We start from the raw sequence: 24,301 nt of genomic DNA, 5'->3' as shown, positions 1-24,301 counted from the left end.
CGTCTGGGCCGCCGTGGCGGCCGGTTGCTCCGACAATGCAGCAGGCGGACGGTCCGGACAATCGCCGGCCTATGCCGCACACGCTTGTCAGGTGACCGCCCATACCGGTTGCGCGGCATTGCGGGTGACACGCACAGTGCACGGCCCTTGCCGCAGCCGGACCCGACGGATGATGAAGCGACTCGCCTCCACCGCCCTGACCCTCCTTCTGGCCACCCTGGGTGGCGGGCTGTTCGCCTTGGCGGGGCTACCCGCGGCGTGGCTGATGGGGGCGATGACCGCGGTGGCCGGCGGGGCGCTCGGCGGGTTGACGCTCCGCCTGCCCTCCCCGCTCGGCACTGCCGCCTTCGTGTTGCTGGGCATCTCCATGGGTGCCGGTGTGACGCCGGACACGCTGCACCAGATGGCCTCCTGGCCGCTCAGCATGGCGCTGCTTGCCGGATCGGTGATGGCCTGCCTGTACGCCTGCTCGGCGTGGCTGGAGCGGGTGCACCGCTGGGACCCGGCAACCGCGCGCTACGCTGCCGTTCCCGGCGCGCTGGGCGCGGTGCTGGTGCTGGCGGCGGAGAGCCGGGCCGATCTGCCGCGGGTGGCGCTGGCGCAGAGCCTGCGGCTGTTCGTCCTGGTCGCCGCCATGCCCTGGTTGCTTGATCTGATTGCCTCCACCCCCGGCCAGCCGCCCCGCCCTGCCCTCTCCGACCCGGCGGACGCCCTGCCCGAACTGGCGTTGCTGATCGGGGCCAGCGCCCTGGCCGGGCTGCTGTTCCAGAAGCTGCGCGTGCCCGGTGGCGTGCTGCTCGGCGCCATGCTGGGAAGCGCGCTGCTGCACGGCAGCGGCCTCGTCGACCACCGCCTGCCGAACTGGCTGCTGAACGCGGGCTTCGTGGTGACGGGGGCGCTGATCGGGTCGCGCTTCGCCGGGGTCACGCTGGCCTCCCTGCGGGCGGCGCTGCGCCCATCGCTGGAAAGCGTGGCGCTGGCGCTCGTCCTGTCCTCCATCTTCGCCTGGGCGGGAGGCTGGCTGCTCGGGCTGCCCTTCGGCCAGCTCTGGCTCGCCTACGCGCCGGGCGGGGTGGAGGCGATGACCATCGTGGCCTTCGTGCTCGGCCTCGACACCGCCTTCGTCGGCACGCACCATGTGGTGCGCTTCGCCGGGCTGGGCTTCCTGGCCCGCTGGTGGCAACCCCGCCGCGGCTGAGCGGACGCCTACAGCCCGTCGAAGAGAAGCTGCGCCGGCGGCTCGGCCTTGCGCTTTTTCTTCTTCTCCTTGGGCGCCTTCTCCGCAGCCGGTTTGTCCTCCGCCGCCTTCTCCTCGGCCACCGCATCCTGGGCGTCCGGGTTCAGGACCATCTCAACCCGCTCCAGGGGAGCCGGTTCGGGCACGGGCGCTTCCGGGGCCGCCTCGACCGGCTCGGGCGCGTGGGCCGGTTCTTCCGGAACCGGCGCTGCGGCAGCAGGCACGTCCTCCGCCACGACCTCCTGAACCGGCTCGACCACCGGTTCCTCGACCGCCGGTTCCTCGGCCGGCTTGGCCGCCTTTTTCTTCTTCGGACGGGACGGGCGCGGTTCGATGCCCACCCCGTCCTTGACACGGGCCTTGGCCTTGTCACGGGCGACGGCCTCCGGAGCGTTCGGGTCGTCGTTCAGCCATTTGCCGCGCTTGATGACCTCGTTCACGCGGCCCTGGTTGACGCTGAGCTGGAACGCGATTTCCTGCTGCGTCATGTCGGTGGTGCGATGAAGCTCCAGAATCTGCGCGGCAAGTTCCGGGGTCATCTTCTTGCCGACGACACGACGCGCCGGGCGGATCGACCGCTGGGCCTTGTCGCGCTCACGCAGCTTGCCCAGGATCTCCAGGGCCTCCGTGTTGCCCGCCGTCTTCAAGGCTTCTTCGAATTCCTTGAGCGTCGCCACCCGTTCCTCCTGCCACCATCCACCCGCGGCGACGCCATCGCATCGCCGGCCTACAAGACCGACTATACATGGAATCACGCGGGCGGTTGAGAAGCCTCTTTCCCGGATATCCACGGAATGGCACGGGCGGGAGGAGGAGGCGATGCGACGCTATTAGACGTCTAATCACCAGTCGCCGTCATTCGCCGGGATACTGTTTCTCCTTCAGAAAGCGCGCGAGGTGGGCGGCGTTTCGCGCGGCCATGGCCGAGGTGGAGACCACCGCGTCCGGCACCCTGTCCAAATCCTGGAAATCGGTCTTCTGCATCGCCTCCCCCACCCAGTAGCAGACGGCGGTGACGGCAAGCAACATCACGCCTTGCCAAACGTTGCGGCTTTCAGAACACGGCCACCGAAAACATGACCACCGAATTGCCCCGGCACAGCCCATCCGCCATCGGATAGGATGCGGTGGACAGAACCACAACGGAGGAAGAGCAATGCCGACCATGACCGTCCGACCCCTGTGCCTTGCCGCGGCGCTGGCCGGGTCCCTGGCGCTGGCCGGATGCGCCGGAAATTCGACGGGGCTCGGGCTGAACCTCGTCTCGCAGGAACAGCTCGTCGAACTCGGCCAGCAGGATTGGCAGCGCCTGATCCAGTCGACCCCGGCCACCACCAACGCCAGCTACCAGCGCCGCGCCGAGCAGATTTCGGCCCGCCTGCTGCGCGCCGCCTCGCTCGACCCCGCGGGATGGGAGGTCCGCGTGTTCCAGGGCAAGGAAGCCAACGCCTTCGCCCTGCCCGGCCAGAAGATCGGCGTCTATGAGGGCCTGTTCCAATACGCCAAGACCGACGCGCAGCTCGCCGCCGTCATCGGCCACGAGATCGCCCACAATCTGGAAGGCCACGCCGCCGAGCGGGTGAGCACCCAGATGGCCACCGACGCCGGCACGAGCATCCTGGGGGCTGTTGCCGGGGCGAGCGGGGTCGGCGGCAGCGAGATGATCGCCGCGGCGCTGGGCACCGGCGCGCAGTACGGCCTGCTGCTGCCCTATTCCCGCAACCAGGAGCTGGCGGCCGACCGCGCCGGCCTGCTGATGATGGCCCGCGCCGGCTACGACCCGCAGGCGGCCATCGAGCTGTGGCAGAACATGAAGCAGGCCGGGGCCGAGCAGCCCACCTTCATGTCCACCCACCCCGGCACGGCGGACCGCATCGCCGCGCTGCAAAAGCTGATGCCCGAGGCCAAGGCGGCCTACAAGCCGAGCTGACCGGAGCGGCGGGTGGCGCTGCGGTCGCGCCGCCCGCCAGGGCCTGTCCCGCGAGAAAATTTTCTCGCCGAATGTTGACTCCCCTCCCCTGCCCCGGAGTCAACATTCCGGCTTGACCGGACTCCGGCGCCGCGCAAAAGTGGCGTCGGGGCAAGGCAGGGGAATGAACCATGCGCGGCGAGGACATCAAGGCGTTCCGGGAAGGCCGAACGCTGAACCAGCCGGATTTCGCGGCTTGGCTGAACGAAAAGCTCGGCCGGAAATACGACAAGGCGAAGATCTCGCGTTGGGAGAACGGCAGCGAGAAGATCCCGGCCCCGGTCATTTCCCTGCTGCTGCAGGAGAAGATCGGAACGGTGACGCAGCATGGTCCGGCGCTGATCTGTGCGGCGGCCAACCGCAAGGGCGGTGTGGGCAAGACGGCCTTCACCGTCAACACCGCCACCCTGCTCGCCCGGCACTTCAAGGTCCTGCTGATCGACGCGGACCCGCAGGCCAACGCCACCATCCATCTCGGCATCAACTCCATCGAGCGCGAGCGGGAGGAGAAAACCCTCTACTACGCGCTGAAGGCGTCCGTGGAGGCGCTGAAATCGCGGGGGAAACACTTCGACCTCGGCGACTACATCGTCACCACCGACAGCGGGCTGGACGTGATCCCCAGCGGCATGCGGCTGGGCGACGCGGAGGCGGAGTTGCAAAGCCAGTCCTCCGGGGACTGCGCGCTTCGTGAATGCCTGGATGGCGGGGCACGGCAGAGCTACGATTTCATCTTCGTCGACACCCCGCCGCATTTCGGCATGCTGGCGCGCAACGCGTTGACCGCCGCCAACACCGTCGCCATCCCCTGCCAGACCGAGATGCTGAGCGTCGCGGGTGTGGAATTCCTGCTGGAGAACCTGGACATGATCCGCCGCCGGGCCAACCCGGGGGTCAGCGTTCTCGGCATCCTGCCGACGATGTTCAACGCAAGGCTGACCCAGGACCAGGCGTCGCTCGACGACATCCGCAACCTGTTCGGCACGAAGCTGCGCGTCTTCGGCCCGATCCCGCGGGCGACCGTCTACGCCCAGGCGGTGGCCGCCGGGCGCGCCGCGCTGGAGGCGGTGCCGGACGCGCCGGGCTACGAAGTCTATCAGGCCGTCGCCGACGCGCTGATCCAGGAACGTGCCCGTATGCCGGAGGTGATGGCCCATGTCGCGTAAACTGGCCCGGACGAACACCGGCGTGCTGACCACCGCGGCGGCGGAGCGCCAAGCCCGCGAGGACGGGCAGGGCTTCAACCGCCGCGGCCCGGTCGTCGTGGAGATCGACGTCGGCCGCATCGTCACCAACCCCGACCAGCCGCGCCGCCATTTCGACGAGACGGACATGGAGGCGCTGAAATCCTCCATCGCGCAGCATGGGCTGGCCCAACCGGTCGGCGTGCAGCAGTTGAGCGACGGCCGCTTCCAGCTCGTCTTCGGGGAGCGGCGCTTCCGCGCCGTTCGGGCGCTCGGCCACCCGACCATCTACGCTGTCACCGTCACCGGCGCGTCGGACGAGTTGGCGCTGATCGAGAACGTCGTGCGCGCCGACCTGTCGCCCTTCGAGGAGGGTGACGCCTACGCCCGGCTGATGGAGCGCCACGGCTACCGGCAGGAGGATGTCGGGCGGATCGTCGGCAAGGACCGGGTGGACATTTCCCGCGCGCTCCTTATCAGCCGCCTGCCGCAACGCATCCGCGACGAGTATCCGCTGCACCGCCCGGCGCGCTACCGGCTGGTAGAGATCGCGCGGCTGAAAGGGGAGGGGGACCAACTGCGCGGCTGGGACGCACTGGTCAATGAGATGGCCCGGCGCTCCGCCGACGAGGAGGCTCCGGCGGCCACGGCGGCGAAGCCCCGCGGAAACGCGGTGCCGACCGGCAGCGCCCTGCCGAAGCCGCTGGCCAAGGCGGTGTTCGGGGCGCGCCAGACCGTCGCCAGCGTCCGTGAGCAGGGCTTGGCCTTGGCGGACATCGACCGCGAGACGCTCCGCGCGATCCGCGATGATATCGACGCGATCCTGAACGCCGGTCCGATTGCCGGGAAGGGCAGGGGAGGGGAGTGAGAAGAACCGGCTCCGCGAGAAAATTTTCTCGCGGAGCCGGGACGTCCAATACGGTTCAGCGGCTCGCCAAGGCCACCGGCGCGGCCGGGGGCCGGGCGCTCTCCAACGATTGCAGCAGGTTCGTACGGGCCATCACCAGCAGCAGGTCCGTCTGGGTCACCACGCCCAGCAGCCCGCCGCTTCCATCCACGATGGCGACCTCGTGCGTGCGCCCGTCCGACAGCGGGCCGAGCAGGCGGAAGGCCGGGGTTTCCGACCCGGCGGTCACCGGCGGGGCCATCACGGCGGCCACCGTCGCGGCGTTCCCGACCAGATGCTGATATCCGACCAGACCGACCACCACGTTGCGCCGGTCCACCACCGGCAGGGTGCGGAAGCTGTGCTCGATCAGGAGGGCGCGGGCCACCTCGGGATGGGCCTCCGCGCTCACCGTCACCACGTCGCGGGACATGATGTCGCCGCAGGTGATCCCGCCGTGCATCCGCTCCATGGCGTGAAGCTCCGCCTTCTCCAGAAGGGCGCTCAGATCGTCGCGGTTGACGTCCAGCGCCTCCCCCAGTTCGCGGATCGCCTCGTCCAGGTCGTCGGCGGTCAGGCCGGCGCGCGTTTGGGCGGGGGGATCGGCGGTGCCGTGGCTGTTGGCCGGCTTGGGCGGCGCCCGGTGCGGGTAGGAATGGCCGGAGAAGCGATGGAACGTCCAGCCCGCCAGCACCAGCAGGATGGAGTTGACGGCCACCGGATAGAACACGAACTGCATCCCCGACGCCGCGATCGCCGGGCCGCCGATCACCGCGGTCAGCGCGGCGGCGCCGCCCGGCGGGTGCAGGCAGCGCGTCATCGACATGGTCGCGATCGCCAGCGCCACCGCCACGCCACCGGCCAGCATCGGATCGGGGATCAGCGCCGCCACCATCACCCCGACCAGCGCCGACAGGGTGTTGCCGCCAATGATCGACCAGGGCTGGGCCAGCGGGCTGGCCGGCACCGCGAACAGCAGGACCGCCGATGCCCCCATCGGCGCCACCAAGGCCGGCGCGCTGGTGATGTGGGTCAGCAGGTTGTGGCACAGCAGGCCGGTCGCGGCGAGGCCGAGCATGGCGCCGCAGCAGGCGATCAGCCGGTCCTTCAAGTTCGCACCGGGCAAGATGGGCCTGAACAGGGCAAGGCGGCGGCGGTTTTCGCGTTTCTTCAGCAGAGTGATTTTCCAGCGGCGCAGCAGGAGCCGTATCTCGCGGTGCATTCGGCCCGGTCCCTCCCAAGGTTTCGGCGTGCGGCGGCAGGATAGAACCTCAAGCTAAGTTGAGGTCAAACGGAAAGTGCCGGATCGCCTCACCGTTTCCGCGCGGTGCTGCCGCCATCGGACCGGAAGCCGGGAGCGGGCGCCTTGACCGGGGGCAAGGGGGCGATCCCGTCCAACGCCTCTTTCAGCCCCAGCACGCGCTCGACCGACGCCGTCCACTGGGCGACGGTCGCCAGATTGTCGATGGGCCAGGACAACGCCGCGACGGCTTGCTGGAAAGCCTGCGCGGTCTGCATCATCACCCCCAGCGTGATGACTCCCGCGGCGTAGCGGGGCGCCACCACCAGAATGGGAAAGACCGCGGACAGCACCGAATAGGACGCGCCGAAGGCCATCACGCGGACCAGCGCGCCGGTCTGCCGCTCCCAGCCGCGGCGCACCCCGTCGAACAGCAGGGATATGCGGCCGCGCTCCACGGCCTCGCCGCGCTGCCGGGCGATGACCGAAGCGTTCTCGCGAACCCGCGCCAGCCCGAAACGGAAATCCGCTTCCAGCCCCTGCCGGCGCTCCGCCGCGCGGACCAGCGGCCGGGCGACGGCGACGGCCGCGGCGGTCCCGGCGGCGGCAAAAGCCAAGGCGAGGACAAGCAAATGGCCGGGCACCGCAAGGCTCACGCCGCCGAACGCGACAGGCACCACCCCGGAAAGTTGCCACAGGATGCTGGCGAAACTCACCAAAAGCAGCAGGCAATAGGTCAGCGAATGGCCGAGATCGACGGCGAGTTCGGTGACGATGCGGACGTCCTCGGCGATGCGCCCGTCCGGATTGTCGTGATCGCCGGGACGGGAGGGGAGAGCCTGTTCCCGCCCGTCCGACACCCATTCGCCGACCAGCCGCCGGGTCAGCCACGCCCGCCAGCCGAACTGGAGGCGCCGCTTCACCCACAAATGCGCCACGGTGACGGCGATGTTGTAAAGCAGGATGCCGCCGGCCGCCGCGGCCATCACCGGCAAACGCTCCAGCGCCCGCTGCTCCAGCGCGTCGAACAGGCGCTGGCTCCACAAATTCATCATGACCGGGACGGACACCTGCGCCACCGTCAGGGCCAGCAGGGCCACCGCCAGCAGCCACACCGACCAGCGCTCCCGCCCCGACCAGTAGCCTCCGGCCAGTCCGACAAAGCGCCGGACGAAGCCGGAGGCGGTCCTTGGGAAGATCCGTTTCGCCATGACCGACCATCCCGGCCGCTCAATCGAAGCATCCAACCGAGACGCCCGACTCTCAGGCGCCTCGGCTCAGCCTACCACCCTTCCGGCGGAGGGGAACCGGAACAAGCGGTGATCCCCTCATCCCGCCGGATCAGGCGGCCCGGACGGTGGCGATGAAACTGCGCACCTCGCTGCGCAGGCGCTCGGCCTCGGCGGCCAGCTCCTCCGACGTGCCATGGACATGGCTGGCGGCACTGCCGGTCTCCGACACCGCCGTGCTGACGCCGGCGATGTTGCGCGACACCTCCTCCGTCCCCTGGGCGGCCTGGGACACGCTGCTGGCGATCTCGCGGGTGGCGGCGGCCTGCTCCTCGATGGCGGCGGCGATGGTGGTGGCGATCTCGCTCATCCGGCCGATGGTCTGTCCGATGCTGCCGATGGCCTTCTGCGCGCCGCCGGTCGTCTGCTGGATCTCCTGCACCTTCGACTGGATCTCGTCGGTCGCCTTGGCGGTCTGGTTGGCCAGCGCCTTCACCTCGCCCGCCACCACGGCGAAGCCCTTGCCGGCCTCGCCGGCACGCGCCGCCTCGATGGTCGCGTTCAGCGCCAGCAGATTCGTCTGGGCGGCGATGCCGCTGATGATCTCCACCACCTGCCCGATCTGCTCGGCGGCGGTGACCAGGGCGCGCATGGTGCGGTCGGCCCCCTCCGCATCCGTCACCGCCTGACCGGCGATGCGGGTGGAGATCTCCACCTGCTGACCGATCTCGGCGATCGAGGCCGACAGCTCCTCCGTCGCGCTGGCGACGGTCTGCACGTTGGCCGAGGCCTCCTCGGAGGCGGAGGCAACCAGCAGCGAGCGCTCGCTGGCGTCCGCCGCGGTGCCGGACAGGGTGCTGGCGGCGTTGTTCATGCCGCCGGCGGCGCTCGCCACCGCCTCGACGATGCCCTGGACGGTCGCCTCGAAGGTGTCGGCCATGCGGATCATGGTGGCGCGGCGCTGCTCGGCGGCTTGGCGTTCGGCCTCCTCCTGGGCCTTGCGCATGCGCTCCATCTCCTCGGCGTTCGCCTTGAAGACCTGGAGCGCACGGGCCAGCGCCCCGATCTCGTCCTTTCGCCACCCCTCGTCCACTTGCACCGTACGGTCGCCCTCGGCCAGCCGGCCCATCGCCCCGGTGATGGCGCCGAGCGGACGGGTGATCGTCCGCGAGATCATCCAGGCCAGCAGCAGGCCCAGCGCCATCGCGGCGGCGGTCACCGCGGCGCCTTGCCGCTCGGCGGCGGTCACCGCGGCGGCGGCGCTGACCTCCAGCCCCTTCAGGACCTCAGTGGAGTGCTGGCGGATCGACCCGATCTTCCCATTGATCTGGGCGCCGGCGCGGGTCAGCGTGTCGGCGTTGACGCGCGTCATCTCCTCGGCGATGGCGGCGATGCGCTCGATGCCGGCGGTGTAGCGCGGCAGCTTGGCAAGCAGCTCGGAGCGCTTGGCAGCACCCGGGGAATCGGCCCAGCCCTTGGCTTCGTCTTCGACGTCGGCGGCCACCGCCGCCAGATCCTGGCGGATGCGGACCAGATCCTCGGGCTTCGTCTCGGTCACGAAGCGGGCGACCAGAACGCGCACCAGCAGATACTGCTCGCTGACACCCGCGGCCTGAACGGTGCGGTCCAGATTGCCGGTCTGCCGTTCGGCCGTCACCAGATCGCTCAACGTCCGACGGATGTCGGCCCCCAGCTTGTTCACGACCTCCGCGACGATGCCGTCCCGTTCGGTGCGCAGGGCGACCAGCCGGTCGAAGCCGGTCAGGAAGTCCCGTTCCAGCCCGCGGATCTCCTCCACCGCTTGACGGTCGGCGCCGTCGCGGATGCCGGGGGCCGCCTTGTCCAACTGCCGGCGGAAGTCCCCGGCTGTCGCGCGGAAGCGATTGGCAGCACCGTCCGTGCCGGAAACGAGAAACTCCGCTGCCGCCCCCAGCGCGTCGGACAGCGCGGTATCGGCCTCTCCCAGCGTCACCGTGACGTCGGATTGCGCCGCGTAGCTGCGCAGCGCCGTATCGTTGGACCGAAGGCCGCTCCAGGAAACCGCCCCCAGCGTGACCAGCAGGGCCAGCGTGACCCCGAAGCCGGTGTAGACCTTGGTTGCGGTGCGCAAGTTGGCGAAAGCACGAAGGGAGGTGGTCATGATGGGATTTCCTGCCTGGGGTATTTTTTGTTCGGCGTCGGTTGCCCGCACCGGATCAAATCATTCTCAAATTCCGTACCAACTCCCAATCCCCGCGCAATTGCTGTTCCACCCAGCAAAAATCCCGAGCGGGCTGCGCGGTTGTTCCTTCCCAACCGTTGCAATTTGCCAACGCGCTCCCATCCGCGTCGCAAATCGCCACGCCCGCGCCGGCAAGCTGCGAATCGGAACGCCGGAACCGTCCCGATGTTGAGGGCCGATGTTGAGGCCCCATGTTGAGGGAAGCGCCGCCAGAGCGCAGACTGGAATCCCGCACACGCACGGAACAACGAGAGGTCGGTCATGCCGGACAGCAAGCATTTCGCTCCGCCCGGACCCATCGGGTTTGGTGGCGCTCCGCTCGGCAACATGTTCGAGGAGGTGCCGGACGACGTCGCGGAGGCCACGCTGGCCGCCGCCTGGGACGCCGGCATCCGCTATTTCGACACGGCGCCGGAATACGGCCCCGGCATCTCGGAGCACCGGTTCGGCCATGTCCTGCGCAACCGTCCGCGCGACGAGTTCGTCCTGTCCACCAAGGTCGGGCGCCTGCTGCGCGCCGACGCCAGCAAGGGCGGCCAGCACGGCCCCTTCGTGAAGGGGCTGCCCTTCCGGGTGGACTACGACTACACCGCCGACGGGGTCCGCCGTTCCATCGAGGACAGTCTGCAGCGGCTGGGCATGGCGCGCATCGACATCGCCTACATCCACGACTGCGCGGAGGACGCCCACGGCGACCGCTGGCTGGAGGTGTTCGACACCGCCATGAAGGGCGCCGCCGTGGCGCTGACCCAGCTCCGCGAAGAGGGCGTGATCCGCGGCTGGGGGCTGGGCGTCAACCGGGTGGAGCCCTGCGTGATGGCGCTGGAGCGCGCCGATCCCGACGTCTTCCTGCTGGCCGGGCGCTACAGCCTGCTGAACCAGCCGGCGCTGGACACGCTGTTCCCGCGCTGCCAGGAACGCGGCGTCCATGTCGTGGTCGGCGGCCCCTACAACTCCGGTCTGATCGCCGGGGGCAAGAACTTCGAGTACCAGGAGGCTCCGCCGGACAAGGTGGCGGCGCGCGACCGTCTGGCCGAGATCGCCAAACGGCACGGCGTGGACCTGCGGGCGGCGGCGCTGCAGTTCTGCGCGGCGCACCCGGTCGTCGCGTCGGTCATTCCGGGCACCAAGAACCCGCCGCGCGTCCAGGAGAACATGGCCCTGATGAAGCAGCCGATCCCGGCGGACTTCTGGCGGGAGCTGAAGCAGGCGGGCGTCCTGCCGGAGCAGGCCCCGACTCCCGCCTGAGGCGCCGGCCTAATCGTCCATGCGGACGGCGGCGGCGATCCAGTGGCGGAAGCTCTGCATCGCCGCCGTCTCGGGACGGGAGTGCAGGCGGGTCAGCCAGTAGCGGCCCGCCTGCACCTCAATGGCGAAGGGGCGGACCAGCCGGTCGGTGACGAGATCGTGCCCGAACAGCCGCGCCGGCAGCAGCGCCACCCCGGCGCCCATCGCCGCGGCGGCGGCGATGGTGGGGGAGGAGTCGAAGACCGGACCGCGGATGGCCGGGCAGGGCACCCCGGCCAGCGCGAACCAGCGCTGCCATTCCTCGACCCGGTATGAGCGCAGCAGCACCTCCCGCGCGAGGTCCGCCGGGGCAGACAACCGTTGCGCCAGCGCCGGAGCGCAGAGCGGGGTCAGCGGGGCGTCGAGCAGCGGCACCGCCTCCACGCCGTGCCAGGAGCCGTCGCCGAAACGGATGGCGAAGTCCAGCCCCTCACCGGCCAGATCGACCCGGTTGTTGTTGGTCAGGATGCGCAGGTCGACCGCCGGGTTCGCCGCGGTGAAGGCCGGCAGGCGCGGCAGCAGCCAGCCCGTGGCGAAGGTCCCCACCACCCCGACCGTCAGCACCTCGTGGTAACGCCCGTCGGCGAAGCGGTCGAGCGTCGCGCCGATGCGCTCGAAGGCGTCCATCAGCACTGGCACCAGCGCCGCCCCCTCGTCGGTCAGGGCAAGGCCGCGCGGCAGGCGGCGGAACAGGGTGACGCCGAGCCGCGCCTCCAGCGTGCGGATCTGCTGGCTGACCGCCGCCTGGCTGACGCACAGCTCCAGCCCGGCGCGGGTGAAGCTGAGATGGCGGGCCGACGCCTCGAAGGCGCGCAGCGCGTTGAGCGGAAGCTGGGGGCGGGTCATGAAGAGCCATTAGTTTTTCTTGTGGCTTGTGAAAACTATCATCGTTTGTTCGAGCGCCAGGAGCTTTTTATCGTCCGCCCATCGACACGGCATGAGACGAGGACACGATGATCGGACGGCGGGCTTTCCTGGCCGCGGCGGGCGGCGTGACGCTGCTGGCGGCGACCGGCGTGAAGGCGGAGAAACCCAGGAAATTCGGGGACAAGCGGCTGGCGGACGCCATCGCCGCGCTGGAAAGGCGCAGCGGAGGGCGGCTCGGCGTGGCGGTGCTCGACACCGGCACCGGGCAGCGCTTCGGGCATCGCGCGGACGAGCGCTTCCCGATGTGCAGCACCTTCAAATTTCTTTTGGCTGGCGCCATCCTGAAGCGGGTGGATGAGGGACGCGAGCGGCTGGATCGGACGATCCCGGTGACCAAGGCGGACATGGTCCCCTACGCCCCCTTCGCCGAAACCCGCCTCGGCGGCCCGCCCCCCACGGTGGCCGAACTGTGCGAGGCGACGATGACGCTCAGCGACAACGTGGCGGCGAACCTGCTGCTGCCGGCGGTGGGCGACCCCGCCGGGCTGACCGCCTTCCTGCGCACATTGGGCGACCGGAAAACCCGGCTGGACCGCAACGAGCCGTCGCTGAACAGCGCCATCCCCGGCGACCCGCGCGACACCACCACGCCCGCGGCGATGGTCCACAGCATGGAGCGGCTGATGCTGGGCGACGCGCTGAGCCCGGCGTCGCGCGAACAGCTCATCGCCTGGATGGTCGCCAACCGGACCGGCGACAAGCGCCTGCGCGCCGGCCTGCCGAAGGGCTGGCGCGTCGGAGACAAGACCGGCACGGGCGTGCGCGGGACGGCCAACGACATCGGCATCGTCTGGCCGGAGGGGAGGGCGCCGCTGCTGATCACCAGCTACCTGACCGAGACGGCCGACAGCTTCAAGGAGCGGGACGCCATCCACGCCGGCGTGGCGCGGGCAGTGGCCGACGCGCTCAAGGGCTGATCCACGCCGGACACTGTGGTCCGCCCCGTGCGGCATGTTGTCACTGGGGTTTACCCTAAGAAGTATAGGGATGCCCCCAATGGGAGTGGGGGCAGGGCGCCGGTACCCTTCGCACCATAGGGCCGCGGTTCGTCGCGGCCGAAGGAATCAGGTGCGAAGAGGCCAGCCATGGACCGATCAAGGCGCAACTTCTGCCTCGGCGCCGGCGCCGCGACCATCGGCGCCGCGACGGTGGCCGCGATGCCCGCCGCCGCAGCCCCCGGCGCTGCACCGCTCCGCCGCGACGGTGATCCGGCGCACCGCTGGGCGATGGTGGTGGACGTGCGCAAATGCGTGGGCTGCCAAGCCTGCACAGTCGCCTGCATCATGGAGAACGACGTTCCGGAAAACAGCTTCCGCACCATCGTCTCCACCTACGAGGTGACCGAGCAGGGCAAGGCCGGCAGCTACATGCTGCCGCGCCTGTGCAACCACTGCGAGGACCCACCCTGCATCCCCGTCTGCCCAACCGGCGCAACCTTCCAGCGCCGGGACGGCATCGTCGTGGTGGACAACACCGTCTGCGTCGGCTGCGCCTACTGCGTCCAGGCCTGCCCCTACGACGCGCGCTTCATCAACCACGAGACCCAGACCGCCGACAAATGCACCTTCTGCGTCCACCGCGTGGAGGCCGGGCTGCTGCCCGCCTGCGTGGAGACCTGCGTCGGCGGCGCCCGCATCTTCGGTGACCTGAACGATCCGGACAGCGCCGTCGCCACCCTGGTCCGCGAGGAGAGCCCCAAGGTGCTGAAGCCGGAGCAGGGGACCCAGCCGCGCGTCTTCTACCTCGGCCTCGATCCCCGATTCCAAGGGAAGGTCGACGGCACGCCGACGCTCTGGCGGCCCAGCCGCGAGACCCACGCCCAAAAGGAGCACGCGTGATGGACAACCACATCGTCGAGGTCATCAACGTGACCCGCGAGGTCGCGTGGCTTCCCTGGGCCGTTCAGTATTTCTTCCTGATCGGCCTGTCGGTCGGCGGCCTGCTGCTGAGCCTGCCCGGCTACGCCTTCGCCCGGGAGGACTGGCGCGCGCTTGGCCGCACCGCCCTGCTGGTGGCGCTGACCTGCGGGCTGGCCGCTCCGGTGGCGCTGCTGTCGGACCTCCACCAGCCTGGCCGCTTCTGGCACTTCTACGTCGTGCTGCGTCCGACCTCCTGGATGTGGTGGGGGTCGATCTTCATCCCCCTCTACGTCACCGGCCTGCTGGTCTACGGCTGGGCCTGCTTCCGCGAGGAGTTGCAGGCGCACGGCCGGGTGGACAGCCGCCTTGCCGCGCTCTACCGGCTGGCGTCGCTGGGCGGCGGGCGCAACGACGCGCTGATCCGCGCCGCCGGCCTGTTCGCCCTGGCGGGCGCGCTGCTGGTCGCCCTCTACACCGGGGCGGAGGTCGCGGTGGTCAAGGCGCGGCCGCTGTGGCACACGCCGTTCCTGCCCGTGCAATTCCTGCTGACCGCGCTGGCCGGTGCCACCGGTCTGGTGCTGCTGCTGAACCGCTTCGCCGCCGGCAACGACCGCGCGGTGGAGGTGCGGGCGAACCGGCTGCTCGCCGGCTTCCTGGGCGGGGTCATGCTGGTCGGCGGGCTGTGGCTGGCGCTGGGCCTGTTCGGGCTGGACGCCACCCACGCTGAGGCGCTGGGCAGCGTCGCCGGGTCGGAGGCGTGGCGCGTCACCGCCGTCTGGGCCGTCGCCGCCACCGCGCTGCCCTTCGCCATCGCCGTCGCCAAGCCGGCCGGGACGGGGCTGCTGACCGGACTGATCGCCCTGCACGGCGCCTGGATGTTCCGCTGGACCGTGTTCATCGGCGGCCAGACCGTGCCGAAGACCGGCGCCGGATTCTACGACTACGCGCTGCCCGCCGGTCCGGAGGGGCTGCTGGGGATCGTCGGCACGGCGGGACTCTGGCTGTTCCTGCTGATCGTCCTCACCGCCATCCTGCCTTCCCCGCGCCGCCCGGCGCCCGCTCCGGCCCGCGCCCCCCATGCGCCCGCCGGAACCGTGGCCGCCGCCGAGTGAACGGAGCAACCATCATGTCGATTTCCCGTCGCCTTCTCCTGAAGACCAGCGCCGCGGGCGGCGCGCTCGCCGCCTTCGCGGGTGGCTTCTCCGACACCGGGCGCAAGCTCGTGAAGGGCGCCTGGGCCGGGGACAAGCCCGACCACGCCATCTCCGGCAACGCCCCGGCCCCGGAATTCCGCGTCGATCCGGCGACCGGCGACCTCACCCCGACGCCGGGCCAGATCGTCGCCAACGTCGCCTGCCTCGGCTGCACCACCCTGTGCGGCGTCCGCGTCCGGGTGGACGTGGAGAAGAACAAGGTGCTGCGCGTCGCCGGCAACCCCTACAGCCCGCTGTCCACCGATCCCTTCCTGCCCTATGGCACGCCGATCAGGGACAGCTTCAAGTCGCTGTCGCGGCTGGACGAGAAGGGACTGAAGGGCCGCTCGACCGCCTGCGGCCGGGGCAACGCGGCGCTGGAGATGCTGACCTCGCCCTTCCGCGTCGCCACGCCGATGAAGCGGGTCGGCCCGCGCGGCTCCGGCCGCTGGGAGCCCATCGCGTTCGACCGGCTGGTCGAGGAGATCGCCGAGGGCGGCGACCTGTTCGGCGAAGGCCCGGTCCCCGGCCTGAGGGCGCTGCGCGACCTGAAAACGCCCATCGATCCGGCCGCACCCGAGCTGGGGCCGAAGGTCAACCAAGTGGCCCTGCTGTCGTCGGTCAACGACGGGCGGGAGCCCTTCGTGCGGCGCTTTTTCAACCAAGCGCTGGGGACGATCAATTTCGTCGGCCACGGCTCCTACTGCGGCGGCGCCTACCGCTCCGGCTCCGGGGCGGTGTTCGGCGACGCCAAGAAAATGCCGCACGCCAAGCCGGACCTGCAGAACGCCGAGTTCGTGCTGTTCATCGGCACCGCCCCGTCGAACGCCGGCAACCCGTTCAAGCGGCAGGCCATGCTGCTCGCCAAGGGGCGGACGGACGGCGTTCTGAACTACGTCGTCGTCGATCCGGTGCTGACCAACGCCGACAACCGCGCGGCGGCGGAGCGGTCCAACTGGATTCCCATCCGGCCGGGCACCGACGGCGCCCTGGTCATGGGCATGATGCGCTGGATGTTCGAGAACGGGCGCATCGACGCCAACTATCTCTCCCAGCCCAACGGCAAGGCGGCGGAGGCGGCGGGCGAGGCCGGCTGGTGCAACGCCACCCATCTGGTGATCCAGCAGGCGGGCCACCCGCGCGACGGGCGGATGCTGCGCGCCTCCGACCTCGGCTGGGTAACGCTGGACGAGAAGGAGCGCTACGGCGCCAAGGACGCCTTCGTCGTGCTCGACCCCGCCGGCACGCCGGTGGCCCACGACGCGCTGATGGGACCGGCCATGCTGTTCCATGGCGGGACGGTGGCGACCCCGGCGGGCGACGTCGCGGTGAAGACCAGCCTGACCCTGCTGCGCGAGCAGGCGATGCGGCTCGACCTCGCCGGCTACGCCGACGCCTGCGGCATCCCCGCCGACGTCATCGCCGGTCTGGCGCGGGAGTTCACCAGCCACGGCAAGAAGGCGGCCGCCAACACCCACGGCGGCATGATGGCCGGCAACGGCTTCTACAACGCCTTCGGCGTGGTCACGCTGAACACGCTGATCGGCAACCTGAACTGGAAGGGCGGCACCATCTTCGGCGGCGGGCGTTTCCCGGACGAGCAGGACGGCCCGCGCTACAGGCTGGCGAGCTTCCCCGGACAGGTGAAACCCTCCGGCACCGCCATCAGCCGCCCCATCCCCTACGAGAAATCCAGCGAGTTCAAGGCGAAGAAGGAGGCCGGCAAGCCCTATCCGGCCAAGGCGCCCTGGTACCCCAACGCCCCGCAGCTCACCACCGAGTATCTGACCAGCGGCTTGGTGGACGGCTACCCGTACCCGCTGAAGGCCCTGTTCCTGTGGAACAGCAACCCGGTCTACGGCATCCCCGGCGTCCGCGCCCAGGTGGAGGCGAAGCTGCGCGACCCGAAGGCGCTGCCGCTGATCGTCGCCATCGACCCCTTCATCAACGAATCCACGGCCTTCGCCGACTACATCATTCCCGACACGGTGCTGTACGAGACCTGGGGCTGGGCGGCGCCCTGGGCAGGCGTGCCGACCAAGACCTCGACGGCGCGCTGGCCGGTGGTGACGCCGCGCACCGAACCGCTGGCGGAGGGCCGGCACGTCCAGATGGAGACTTTCCTGATCGCCCTGGCGAAGCGGCTGGGTCTGCCCGGCTTCGGCCCGGACGCCATCGCCGACATGGACGGCAACACCCACCCGCTGGAACGGCCCGAGGATTGGTACCTGCGCGGCGGCGCCAACATCGCGTGGCTGGGCAAGCAGCCGGTGCCCGACGCCACCGACGAGGACATCGCCCTGTCCGGCGTCGCCCGCGTCCTGCCGGCGCTCCAATCGGTGTTGAAGGAGGAGGAGTGGCGCAAGGTCGCCTTCATCCTGGCGCGCGGCGGGCGCTATCAGAACCAGGCGGAGGGCTTCGAGGGCGACAGGGCCACCCACCGCTTCAAGGACGGGCTGCTGGTCTACAACGAGGCGGTCGGCGCGGCCAAGAGCAGCGTCACCGGCAGGCGCTGGACCGGCACCGCCGCTTGGACGCCCCCGGCCTTCGCGGATGGTACGCCGATGCGGCAGGTCCACACGGCGGAGGACTGGCCCTTCCAGCTCATCAGCTCGAAATCGGTGCTGGTCAGCGCCTACACCATCGCGGCGAGCCGCCTGCGCCATCTGCACCCGGAGAACCCAGTGGGCATCAACGCGGAAGACGCGCGGCGGCTGGGCATCGCCACCGGCGACCGCATCCGCATCGCCACGCCCGGCGGATCGGAGCTGGCGACCGCCATCGTCCGGCACGGCGTGATGCCCGGCGTGCTGGCCGTCGAGCACGGCTTCGGCCACAAGGAGTTCGGCGCGCGGCCGCACGTCATCGGCGGCCACAGCCAGCCGGTGGCGCCGGAGATCGGGGCCGGGGTGAACATCAACGACCTGGGCCTGCACGACCCGACACGTCCGGGCGCCTCGGTCTGGGTCGATCCCATCGCCGGAACGGCGGTGCGCCAGGGCCTCCCCGCCAAGCTGGAGCGGGTGGCCGCAGCGGCGTGAGTCATGGATCCCCTTTGAAATCCCCTCTCCCCTCCGGGGAGAGGGTCAGGGTGAGGGGGTTGCGCTTGGCGGTACGTCCGGCAGTAGCGCAACCCCCTCACCGGCCCTGCGGGCCAACCTCTCCCCGGAGGGGAGAGGGTTTACTTTACTCCGTCACGCGTCGAGGTCCGGCATCCGCCAGTTCCCACCGAGATCGGCGTTGCGCAGCAGCAGGAACAGCTCATCCTGCGAGCGGGTGACGGCGGTGTAGAGCCAGCGCCACTTGTGCTCGCGGAAGGCGGCGGAATCGTCGAGCACGGTGACCGAAGGGAACTCCGACCCCTGGGCGGAATGGCAGGTGATCATCCAGGCCCAATCGAACTGCTGCACGTCGCGCTCCACCCGCGGCGCCTTGGTCTCGCCGCTGTAGTGGGCCTGGAACATCCAGGGATGGACCATCAGCTTGCTGCGGGGCTTCACCTCGTCCTCCATATGGACGCCGAGCGACCACAGCCCGTCCTGGCGGCCCCGCCCCTCGGCGGCCGGGCGGGTCAGCGTGCCGATCATGCCGTTGAACAGCCCCTCCTCGCGGTCGTTGCGGCGGCAGATCACCCGCTCGCCCGCCTGGGGCATCACCGTGTCGAAGCCGTGACGCGCACGGATGCGCCGGGTGAAGTCGGTGCGCACACGGTGGGTGCCGCAGATGGTCTGGGTGTCCACCCGCAGGGCCAGCGGCTCGGTCACCCGGTTCAGCGGCAGGACATGGGCGTTCCCGGCGGTGCCGAAGCGACGCGGCAGCTCCTGCCGGCGCAGCAGATGGGCGAGCCGGATCACCGGGCTCTCCCGCGCCGTGCGGTGCGGCTCGACCAGCCGGAAATCCGGCTCGCCCTTGGTCAGCGTGCCCTGGCCGGTCACCGGAGGGAGCTGGTAGTCGTCGGCGATCATCAGGATCTTCTTGCCGGAGCGCAGCAAGTCGCCCGCCACATCGTCCCCGACCATCGAGCCCTCGTCGCAGACGATCAGGTCGGCCTCGGCGAACTTGCCCTCCGACTTGCGGGCGAAGAACAGCTCGCCGGTGTCGTCGTCCTGCCGGGGCGCGTAGATCAGCGAATGCAGCGTCGCCGCCCGGTCGATGCCCTTGCGGCGCAGCACCTGCGCGGCCTTGCCGGTGGGCGCGCCGACCACGAAATTCTCCAGGTTGCGGCGGTCCTGGAGATGGTCCAGCGCGAAGACGGTGGTCTTGGTCTTGCCGGTCCCGGCCTCGCCGGCCAGCCAGAACATCTGGGGGGCCGCGGGGTCGGCGTACCAAGCGTCGATGGCCTGGATCGCCCGGAACTGCTCGTCGGTCGGTGTGTCGGTGGTGCTGGGCATGGAACGCGGGGAGGGGGGCTGCTGGGCGGGACACAGTAGCCCGCCCGGCCGCCCTCGGCCAAGCCTTACGGCCCCTTTACGGCTCGGGGCGGAAAGGGCCGCTGATGAGACGGCGCAGGCCGGCGAACAGGGTCAGCCCGCCCGACACCACCCCGACATAGACGAACAGCGCGTCATGCCCGAACCATTCCATGGCCGCCGTCGCCAGCAGCGGGCCGAGGGCGGCCCCCAACGCCCAGGCGAGCAGCAGCGCGCTGGCCAGCGGCACCGTCTCCTCCACCGTCACATGGTCGTTGGCGTGGGCCACGCAGATCGCGTAGAGCGACAGGGCGGCGCTGCCCCACAGGGTGAACAGGCCGAGCAGGACGGTCTGCGGCGCCGCCCCGCCGGGCGGGTTGGCGAAGGCGGCAATCAGGAAGGCGGCGACGGTCGCCACGGCGGACACCGCGAAGATCACCAGCCGCCGGTCGTGTCGGTCGGAGACGCGGCCGATCGGCCATTGCAGCACCACGCTGCCCACCTGGATGCCCGACATGATCAGCGCGACCCCGGCGGCGGGGAGGGCCAGCCCGGCGAGCCAGGCCGGGCCGATGCCGGTGACCGCGGTGTTGCACAGCCCGACCATCAGGCAGCCGGCGAAGGCCACCGGCGCCCGCCGCACATACTGCCAGGGCGAGGGCGCCGGCCCCTTCGGCGCGGCGCTGGCCGGCGGGCGGATCACCGCCACCGGCACCAGCGACAGGCCGTAGCAGCCCGCCGCCAGGACGGTCAGCCACAGGGCCGACAGGTTTGGGCTGGCGAGCAGCATCTGGCCGCCGATCACCGCCACCTTGCAGGCGATCATGTAGAGGGAGAAGACGCTGCCCCGCGATCCCGGCGGCGACAGGGTGGCCAGACCGCTTTCCGCGACGGTGAGCATCCCGACATAGGACACCCCCATCAGCAGCCGCAGCCCGACCCAGGCCTGGGCGTCGGGCAGCAGGTTCAGCAAAAGCGTGGCAGCGGCGGCGAGCAGCCCGAAGGCGGCGAAGGACCACACCCCGCCCACCCGGCGGATCATCCAGGGGGCCGCCCAGCAGCCCAGCACGAAGCCGACCGAATAGGCCGACGCCACCGCCCCGACCACCATCGGCGGGGCCGCCGCCTCGGCGAGGCGGAGCGGCAGCAGGATCTGCAAGATGCCGTTGGCGACCTGGATGACGCAGACGCCGAGGATCAGCGCGGCCAGCACCGTCATCGGCGAGGCGGGCGCCCGTTGGGTGTGGGGCAAGATGGGCGGAGGGTCAGTGGTTGCCGGGCAGGGCGTCCAGCGGGTCGTCGGCCGCCGGTTGCGGGCGGGCGCCGGCGAGATGGCCGTCCACCAGCGCGCGCAGGAAGCCGCGGGTGCGCTCCTGGGTCGGGTTGGTGAAGATCTGCTCCGGCGAACCGGACTCGACGATGCGCCCATCGGCCATGACGACCACGGTGTCGGCGACCTCGCGGGCGAAGCCCATCTCGTGGGTCACCACCATCATGGTCATGCCTTCCTCGGCCAGCGTCTTCATGACCTGCAACACCTCGCCGACCAGCTCGGGGTCGAGGGCGGAGGTCGGCTCGTCGAACAGCATCACCTTCGGCTTCATGGCAAGCGCGCGGGCGATGGCGGCGCGCTGCTTCTGCCCGCCCGACAGGGTGGACGGATAGACGTCGGCCTTGTCGCCCAGACCGACCTTGCGCAGCAGCTCCATCGCCAGCTCCCGCGCCTCGGCCTTGGCCATGCCGCGCACCACGACGGGGGCGCGCATGACGTTCTCCACCGTGGTCATGTGCGGGAACAGGTTGAAGGACTGGAAGACCATGCCGGTCTCGGCGCGCAGCGCGTTCAGCTCCTTGTCGGGCAGCGGCTTGCCGTCGGCGATGATGGTGCGGTGGTTGATGCGGATCTCGCCGCGGTCGGCGGTCTCCAGGCAGTTGCAGCAGCGCAGCAGCGTGCTCTTGCCCGAACCGGACGGGCCGATGACCACGGTGGTGCGCGACGGCGGCACGGTCAGGCTGACGTCCTTCAGCACCTCGGTGCTGCCGAAGCTCTTGTAGACGTTGCGGATCTCGATCACCGGCTTACCCTCTTTCCACGGTCATGCGCTTTTCGATCTGGCGCAGGATCCAGGTGGCCGCGTTGGTCAGCACGAAATAGATCAGCGCCACCGCGATGTAGACCTCCAGCGCGCGGAAGCTGGTGGAGATGATCCGCTGTCCCTCGCGCATCACGTCGTCGATGGTCAGCAGCGACACCAGCGCCGAATTCTTGATCAGCGCGATGGTCTCGTTGCCCAGCGGCGGCAGCATGCGGCGGAAGGCCTGGGGCAGGACCACCTCCCACATCGCCTCGCGGTAGGACATGCCGAGCGAGCGGGCGGCCTCCATCTGGCCGCGGTCGATCGACTGGATGGCGCCGCGCACCACCTCCGACACGTAGGAGCCGCTGTAGATGCCAAGCCCGATCACGCCGCACAGCATCGCCGGCAGCAGGATGCCGAACTGCGGCAGGCCGAAGAACAGCAGGAAGAGCTGCACCAGAAGCGGCGTGCCGCGGATGAAGGCGACATAGGCCGACGCGATGCCGTACAGCACGCGCCGCGCCGGGTTGAGGCGGATGATGCCGACGAGCAGGCCAAGCACGGCGCTGAGCAGGAAGGCCGCCGCGGTCACCTCGATGGTGACCACGGTGCCCTTCAGCAGCTCCGGCAACCCTCCCCAGACGGGGGCGAAGTCGAGCGTCACGGGAGGGGTCCTCCGTTCACAAGGATATCGATCACTTCTTGGCTTCGAACCACTTGTCGATGAGCTTCTGGTAGGTGCCGTCGGCCTTCAGCTTGGTGATGGCGGCGTTCACCTTGGTCACCAGTTCGGTGTTGTCCTTGCGCATGGCGAAGCCGTAATCCTCGGTGGTGAGCTGGTCGTCCAGCACCTTCACGGTCGGATGCGTCTGGGCGTAGAGCTTGGCGGCGGGCTTGCCGGTCACCGCGACGTCGGTGCGGCCGGTCTCGACCTGCCCGAACATCTCGGCGTTGGTCTCGACCTCGACGATCTTCGTCTTCGGGAAATGCTCCTTCAGATGGACGACCGACTTGGTGCCGATCTGCACGGCGGCGGTCTTGCCTTCGAGGTCGGCCGGGCCCTTCACGGCGGTGTTGTTCGCCTTGACCATGATGACGAGGCCACCCGGATAGTAGGTGTCGGAGAAGGCGACGACCTTGCGGCGCTCCTCGGTGATGTACATGGCCGAGGCGATCATGTCGAAGCGGTTGGCCATCAGGCCGGGGATCAGGCCCTTGAAGTCGATGTCCACCCACTCGACGCCCTTGGTGGCGCCCAGCTCCTTGGCGATGGCCTCGACCAGCTCGATGTCGAAGCCGGTCTTCTTGCCGTCCTGCGAGAATTCGAAGGGCGCGAAGGTGGCGTCCACGCCAACGCGGAAGGTGCCGTTCTGCTTGATCGAAGCGATTACCGCGTCCTCGGCGCGGGCCGGGACGGACCCGGCGCCGACCATCGTGACGACCGCGGCGGCGGCGAAGGAGGCGGCGGCGAGAAACTTACCAAAGGACTTCATGGGTCGGAATTTCCCTGTTCGTTGCGCCTGCGTTGCCAGTTTCGGACGCCGGGGAACCCCCTTGCGCAGCGAGCGGCTTGGCAGCGCCATGTTTTGCCTATAAAACATATGTTGCCCAGGGAAAACAGTCGCGTCAACGCCGTTTGTCATACTGGAGCATGTCGGACGCCCTATGGCAACGCTGGTGTTGCGGCCACGTAACGCGAACGTCGCGGAAGCCGGGGGCGACCGAACAGGGACGCAGAAAGTTTTGCTGACAAAACACTTGTCGCACGGGAGAGAGGATATGGACGTTTTCGGGTTTCGCGCCGCGCGCCGTCCGGTGCTGGTCAGCCTGCCCCATGTCGGCACGGCGCTGCCGGACGGATTCATCGGCAGGTTGGTGCCGGAGGCGCAGGGCCTGCCCGACACGGACTGGCACCTGCCGCGGCTCTACGACTTCCTGGAGGATCTTGGAGTCGGGGTGATCCAGGCGCGCTTCTCGCGCTACGTCGTCGATCTGAACCGCCCCAGCAACGACACGCCGCTCTACAGCGGCGCCACCACGGGCCTTTGCCCGACGACCCTGTTCGACGGGGCGCCGCTGTACCAGCCGGGCGCCGAACCGAACGCAGCGGAGGTGGCGGAGCGGGTCACCCGCTACTGGGCGCCCTACCACGACGCCATCACCGCGGAGATGACCCGGCTGCGCGACCAGTTCGGGCGGGCGGTCCTGTTCGACGCCCATTCCATCCGCTCCGTCGTGCCGCGGCTGTTCGAGGGGCGGCTGCCCGACCTGAACATCGGCACCAACGACGGGCGCAGCGCCGATCCCGTGCTGAGCGAGCGGCTGGTCGCGGTCGGCGCGGATGCCGGGGCCGACGGCTTCACCCATGTCCTCAACGGGCGCTTCAAGGGCGGCCACATCACCCGCCATTTCGGGCGCCCGGCCGAGGGCTGGCACGCCGTGCAGCTCGAGATGGCGCAGGTGACCTACATGGAGGAGGATGCGCCCTTCGCCTTCGACGAGGCGCGCGCCGAGCGGATTCGCCCGCATCTCCGGCGCTTCATCGGAGCGATGGCTGATTGGGCTGAGGAACGGGCGTGATG

The 24,301-nt window shown here is 69.9% G+C and carries 21 protein-coding genes; 10 read left to right on the top strand and 11 right to left on the bottom strand.

Translation table 11 applies throughout. From position 1 onward, the window contains the following. Positions 1–169 precede the first annotated feature (169 nt). Positions 170–1,198, top strand: a complete 1,029-nt coding sequence (locus tag ACWPN7_RS32755; RefSeq protein WP_459197479.1) for an AbrB family transcriptional regulator — start codon at positions 170–172, stop codon at positions 1,196–1,198. A gap of 8 nt (positions 1,199–1,206) precedes the next feature. On the opposite strand, the gene ACWPN7_RS32750 is transcribed toward ACWPN7_RS32755, so the two are convergent. Continuing rightward, complete coding sequence (locus ACWPN7_RS32750; RefSeq protein WP_451994998.1) at positions 1,207–1,914, bottom strand: hypothetical protein; 708 nt, start codon at positions 1,912–1,914, stop codon at positions 1,207–1,209. Between the two features lie 178 nt (positions 1,915–2,092). Continuing rightward, positions 2,093–2,266 carry a hypothetical protein gene (locus ACWPN7_RS32745; protein WP_456530471.1) on the bottom strand — a complete coding sequence of 58 codons (174 nt, stop codon included), beginning with the start codon at positions 2,264–2,266 and terminating at the stop codon, positions 2,093–2,095. Positions 2,267–2,402: 136 nt separating this feature from the next. On the opposite strand from ACWPN7_RS32745, the gene ACWPN7_RS32740 reads away from it, so the two are divergent. From ACWPN7_RS32740 to ACWPN7_RS32730, 3 genes are all read left to right on the top strand, one after another. Beyond that, entirely contained in the window at positions 2,403–3,167 is a 765-nt protein-coding gene (locus tag ACWPN7_RS32740; protein ID WP_040137346.1) for a M48 family metallopeptidase, read from the top strand. Between the two features lie 170 nt (positions 3,168–3,337). Next, positions 3,338–4,372, top strand: a complete 1,035-nt coding sequence (locus tag ACWPN7_RS32735; protein WP_040136000.1) for an AAA family ATPase — start codon at positions 3,338–3,340, stop codon at positions 4,370–4,372. Further along, positions 4,362–5,258, top strand: a complete 897-nt coding sequence (locus ACWPN7_RS32730; protein WP_459197480.1) for a ParB/RepB/Spo0J family partition protein — start codon at positions 4,362–4,364, stop codon at positions 5,256–5,258. Before ACWPN7_RS32735 ends, ACWPN7_RS32730 begins: the two co-directional genes overlap by 11 nt. Positions 5,259–5,313: 55 nt before the next feature. Here ACWPN7_RS32730 and ACWPN7_RS32725 read toward each other — a convergent pair whose 3' ends face one another. From ACWPN7_RS32725 to ACWPN7_RS32715, 3 genes are all read right to left on the bottom strand, one after another. After that, positions 5,314–6,498: an HPP family protein gene (locus ACWPN7_RS32725; protein WP_459197481.1), complete on the bottom strand. Its 1,185-nt coding sequence runs from the start codon at positions 6,496–6,498 to the stop codon at positions 5,314–5,316. Positions 6,499–6,587: 89 nt separating this feature from the next. Further along, complete coding sequence (locus ACWPN7_RS32720; RefSeq protein ID WP_103040453.1) at positions 6,588–7,727, bottom strand: SbmA/BacA-like family transporter; 1,140 nt, start codon at positions 7,725–7,727, stop codon at positions 6,588–6,590. Between the two features lie 130 nt (positions 7,728–7,857). Next, entirely contained in the window at positions 7,858–9,885 is a 2,028-nt protein-coding gene (locus ACWPN7_RS32715) for a methyl-accepting chemotaxis protein (protein ID WP_459197482.1), read from the bottom strand. A 342-nt stretch (positions 9,886–10,227) separates the two neighbouring features. Between ACWPN7_RS32715 and ACWPN7_RS32710 the strand changes: the two genes are divergently transcribed. Continuing rightward, positions 10,228–11,214, top strand: coding sequence for an aldo/keto reductase (locus tag ACWPN7_RS32710; RefSeq protein WP_451994993.1), 987 nt, complete (start codon positions 10,228–10,230; stop codon positions 11,212–11,214). Between the two features lie 9 nt (positions 11,215–11,223). On the opposite strand, the gene ACWPN7_RS32705 is transcribed toward ACWPN7_RS32710, so the two are convergent. After that, a complete protein-coding gene (locus ACWPN7_RS32705) occupies positions 11,224–12,099 on the bottom strand; it encodes a LysR family transcriptional regulator (RefSeq protein WP_456530476.1) in 876 nt (291 codons plus the stop codon). Between the two features lie 107 nt (positions 12,100–12,206). Here ACWPN7_RS32705 and bla point away from each other — a divergent pair, with 107 nt between their 5' ends. From bla to ACWPN7_RS32685, 4 genes are all read left to right on the top strand, one after another. Then, the gene (gene bla, locus ACWPN7_RS32700) at positions 12,207–13,097 is read left to right on the top strand and encodes a class A beta-lactamase (RefSeq protein ID WP_459197483.1); all 891 of its coding nucleotides are present in this window, start codon (positions 12,207–12,209) and stop codon (positions 13,095–13,097) included. Between the two features lie 168 nt (positions 13,098–13,265). Further along, entirely contained in the window at positions 13,266–14,018 is a 753-nt protein-coding gene (dsrO, locus tag ACWPN7_RS32695; RefSeq protein WP_200475432.1) for a sulfate reduction electron transfer complex DsrMKJOP subunit DsrO, read from the top strand. After that, entirely contained in the window at positions 14,018–15,151 is a 1,134-nt protein-coding gene (gene nrfD / locus ACWPN7_RS32690; RefSeq protein ID WP_459197484.1) for an NrfD/PsrC family molybdoenzyme membrane anchor subunit, read from the top strand. Before dsrO ends, nrfD begins: the two co-directional genes overlap by 1 nt. A gap of 14 nt (positions 15,152–15,165) precedes the next feature. Beyond that, positions 15,166–18,273 (top strand): molybdopterin dinucleotide binding domain-containing protein, encoded by a 3,108-nt coding sequence (locus tag ACWPN7_RS32685; protein WP_459197485.1) that lies wholly within the window; start codon positions 15,166–15,168, stop codon positions 18,271–18,273. A 153-nt stretch (positions 18,274–18,426) separates the two neighbouring features. Here the strand turns inward: ACWPN7_RS32685 and ACWPN7_RS32680 are convergent, their stop codons facing one another. From ACWPN7_RS32680 to ACWPN7_RS32660, 5 genes are all read right to left on the bottom strand, one after another. Further along, positions 18,427–19,623 (bottom strand): ATP-dependent DNA helicase, encoded by a 1,197-nt coding sequence (locus ACWPN7_RS32680; RefSeq protein WP_200475435.1) that lies wholly within the window; start codon positions 19,621–19,623, stop codon positions 18,427–18,429. Between the two features lie 76 nt (positions 19,624–19,699). Continuing rightward, a complete protein-coding gene (locus ACWPN7_RS32675) occupies positions 19,700–20,893 on the bottom strand; it encodes an MFS transporter (protein ID WP_459197486.1) in 1,194 nt (397 codons plus the stop codon). Positions 20,894–20,906: 13 nt separating this feature from the next. Further along, complete coding sequence (locus tag ACWPN7_RS32670; RefSeq protein WP_137105833.1) at positions 20,907–21,716, bottom strand: amino acid ABC transporter ATP-binding protein; 810 nt, start codon at positions 21,714–21,716, stop codon at positions 20,907–20,909. Positions 21,717–21,720: 4 nt separating this feature from the next. Then, on the bottom strand, positions 21,721–22,383 hold the full coding sequence (locus tag ACWPN7_RS32665) for an amino acid ABC transporter permease (protein WP_014241975.1): 663 nt from the start codon (positions 22,381–22,383) through the stop codon (positions 21,721–21,723). 31 nt (positions 22,384–22,414) lie between these two features. Then, complete coding sequence (locus tag ACWPN7_RS32660; RefSeq protein WP_145682111.1) at positions 22,415–23,212, bottom strand: glutamine ABC transporter substrate-binding protein; 798 nt, start codon at positions 23,210–23,212, stop codon at positions 22,415–22,417. A gap of 286 nt (positions 23,213–23,498) precedes the next feature. Here ACWPN7_RS32660 and hutG point away from each other — a divergent pair, with 286 nt between their 5' ends. Further along, complete coding sequence (gene hutG, locus ACWPN7_RS32655; RefSeq protein ID WP_149648930.1) at positions 23,499–24,299, top strand: N-formylglutamate deformylase; 801 nt, start codon at positions 23,499–23,501, stop codon at positions 24,297–24,299. Positions 24,300–24,301: the final 2 nt, after the last annotated feature.

The organism is Azospirillum sp. UENF 312511 (assembly GCF_058780635.1).
The sequence above is the reverse complement of the archived record's forward strand: the minus strand, read 5'-3'. Positions and strand labels throughout refer to the sequence as shown.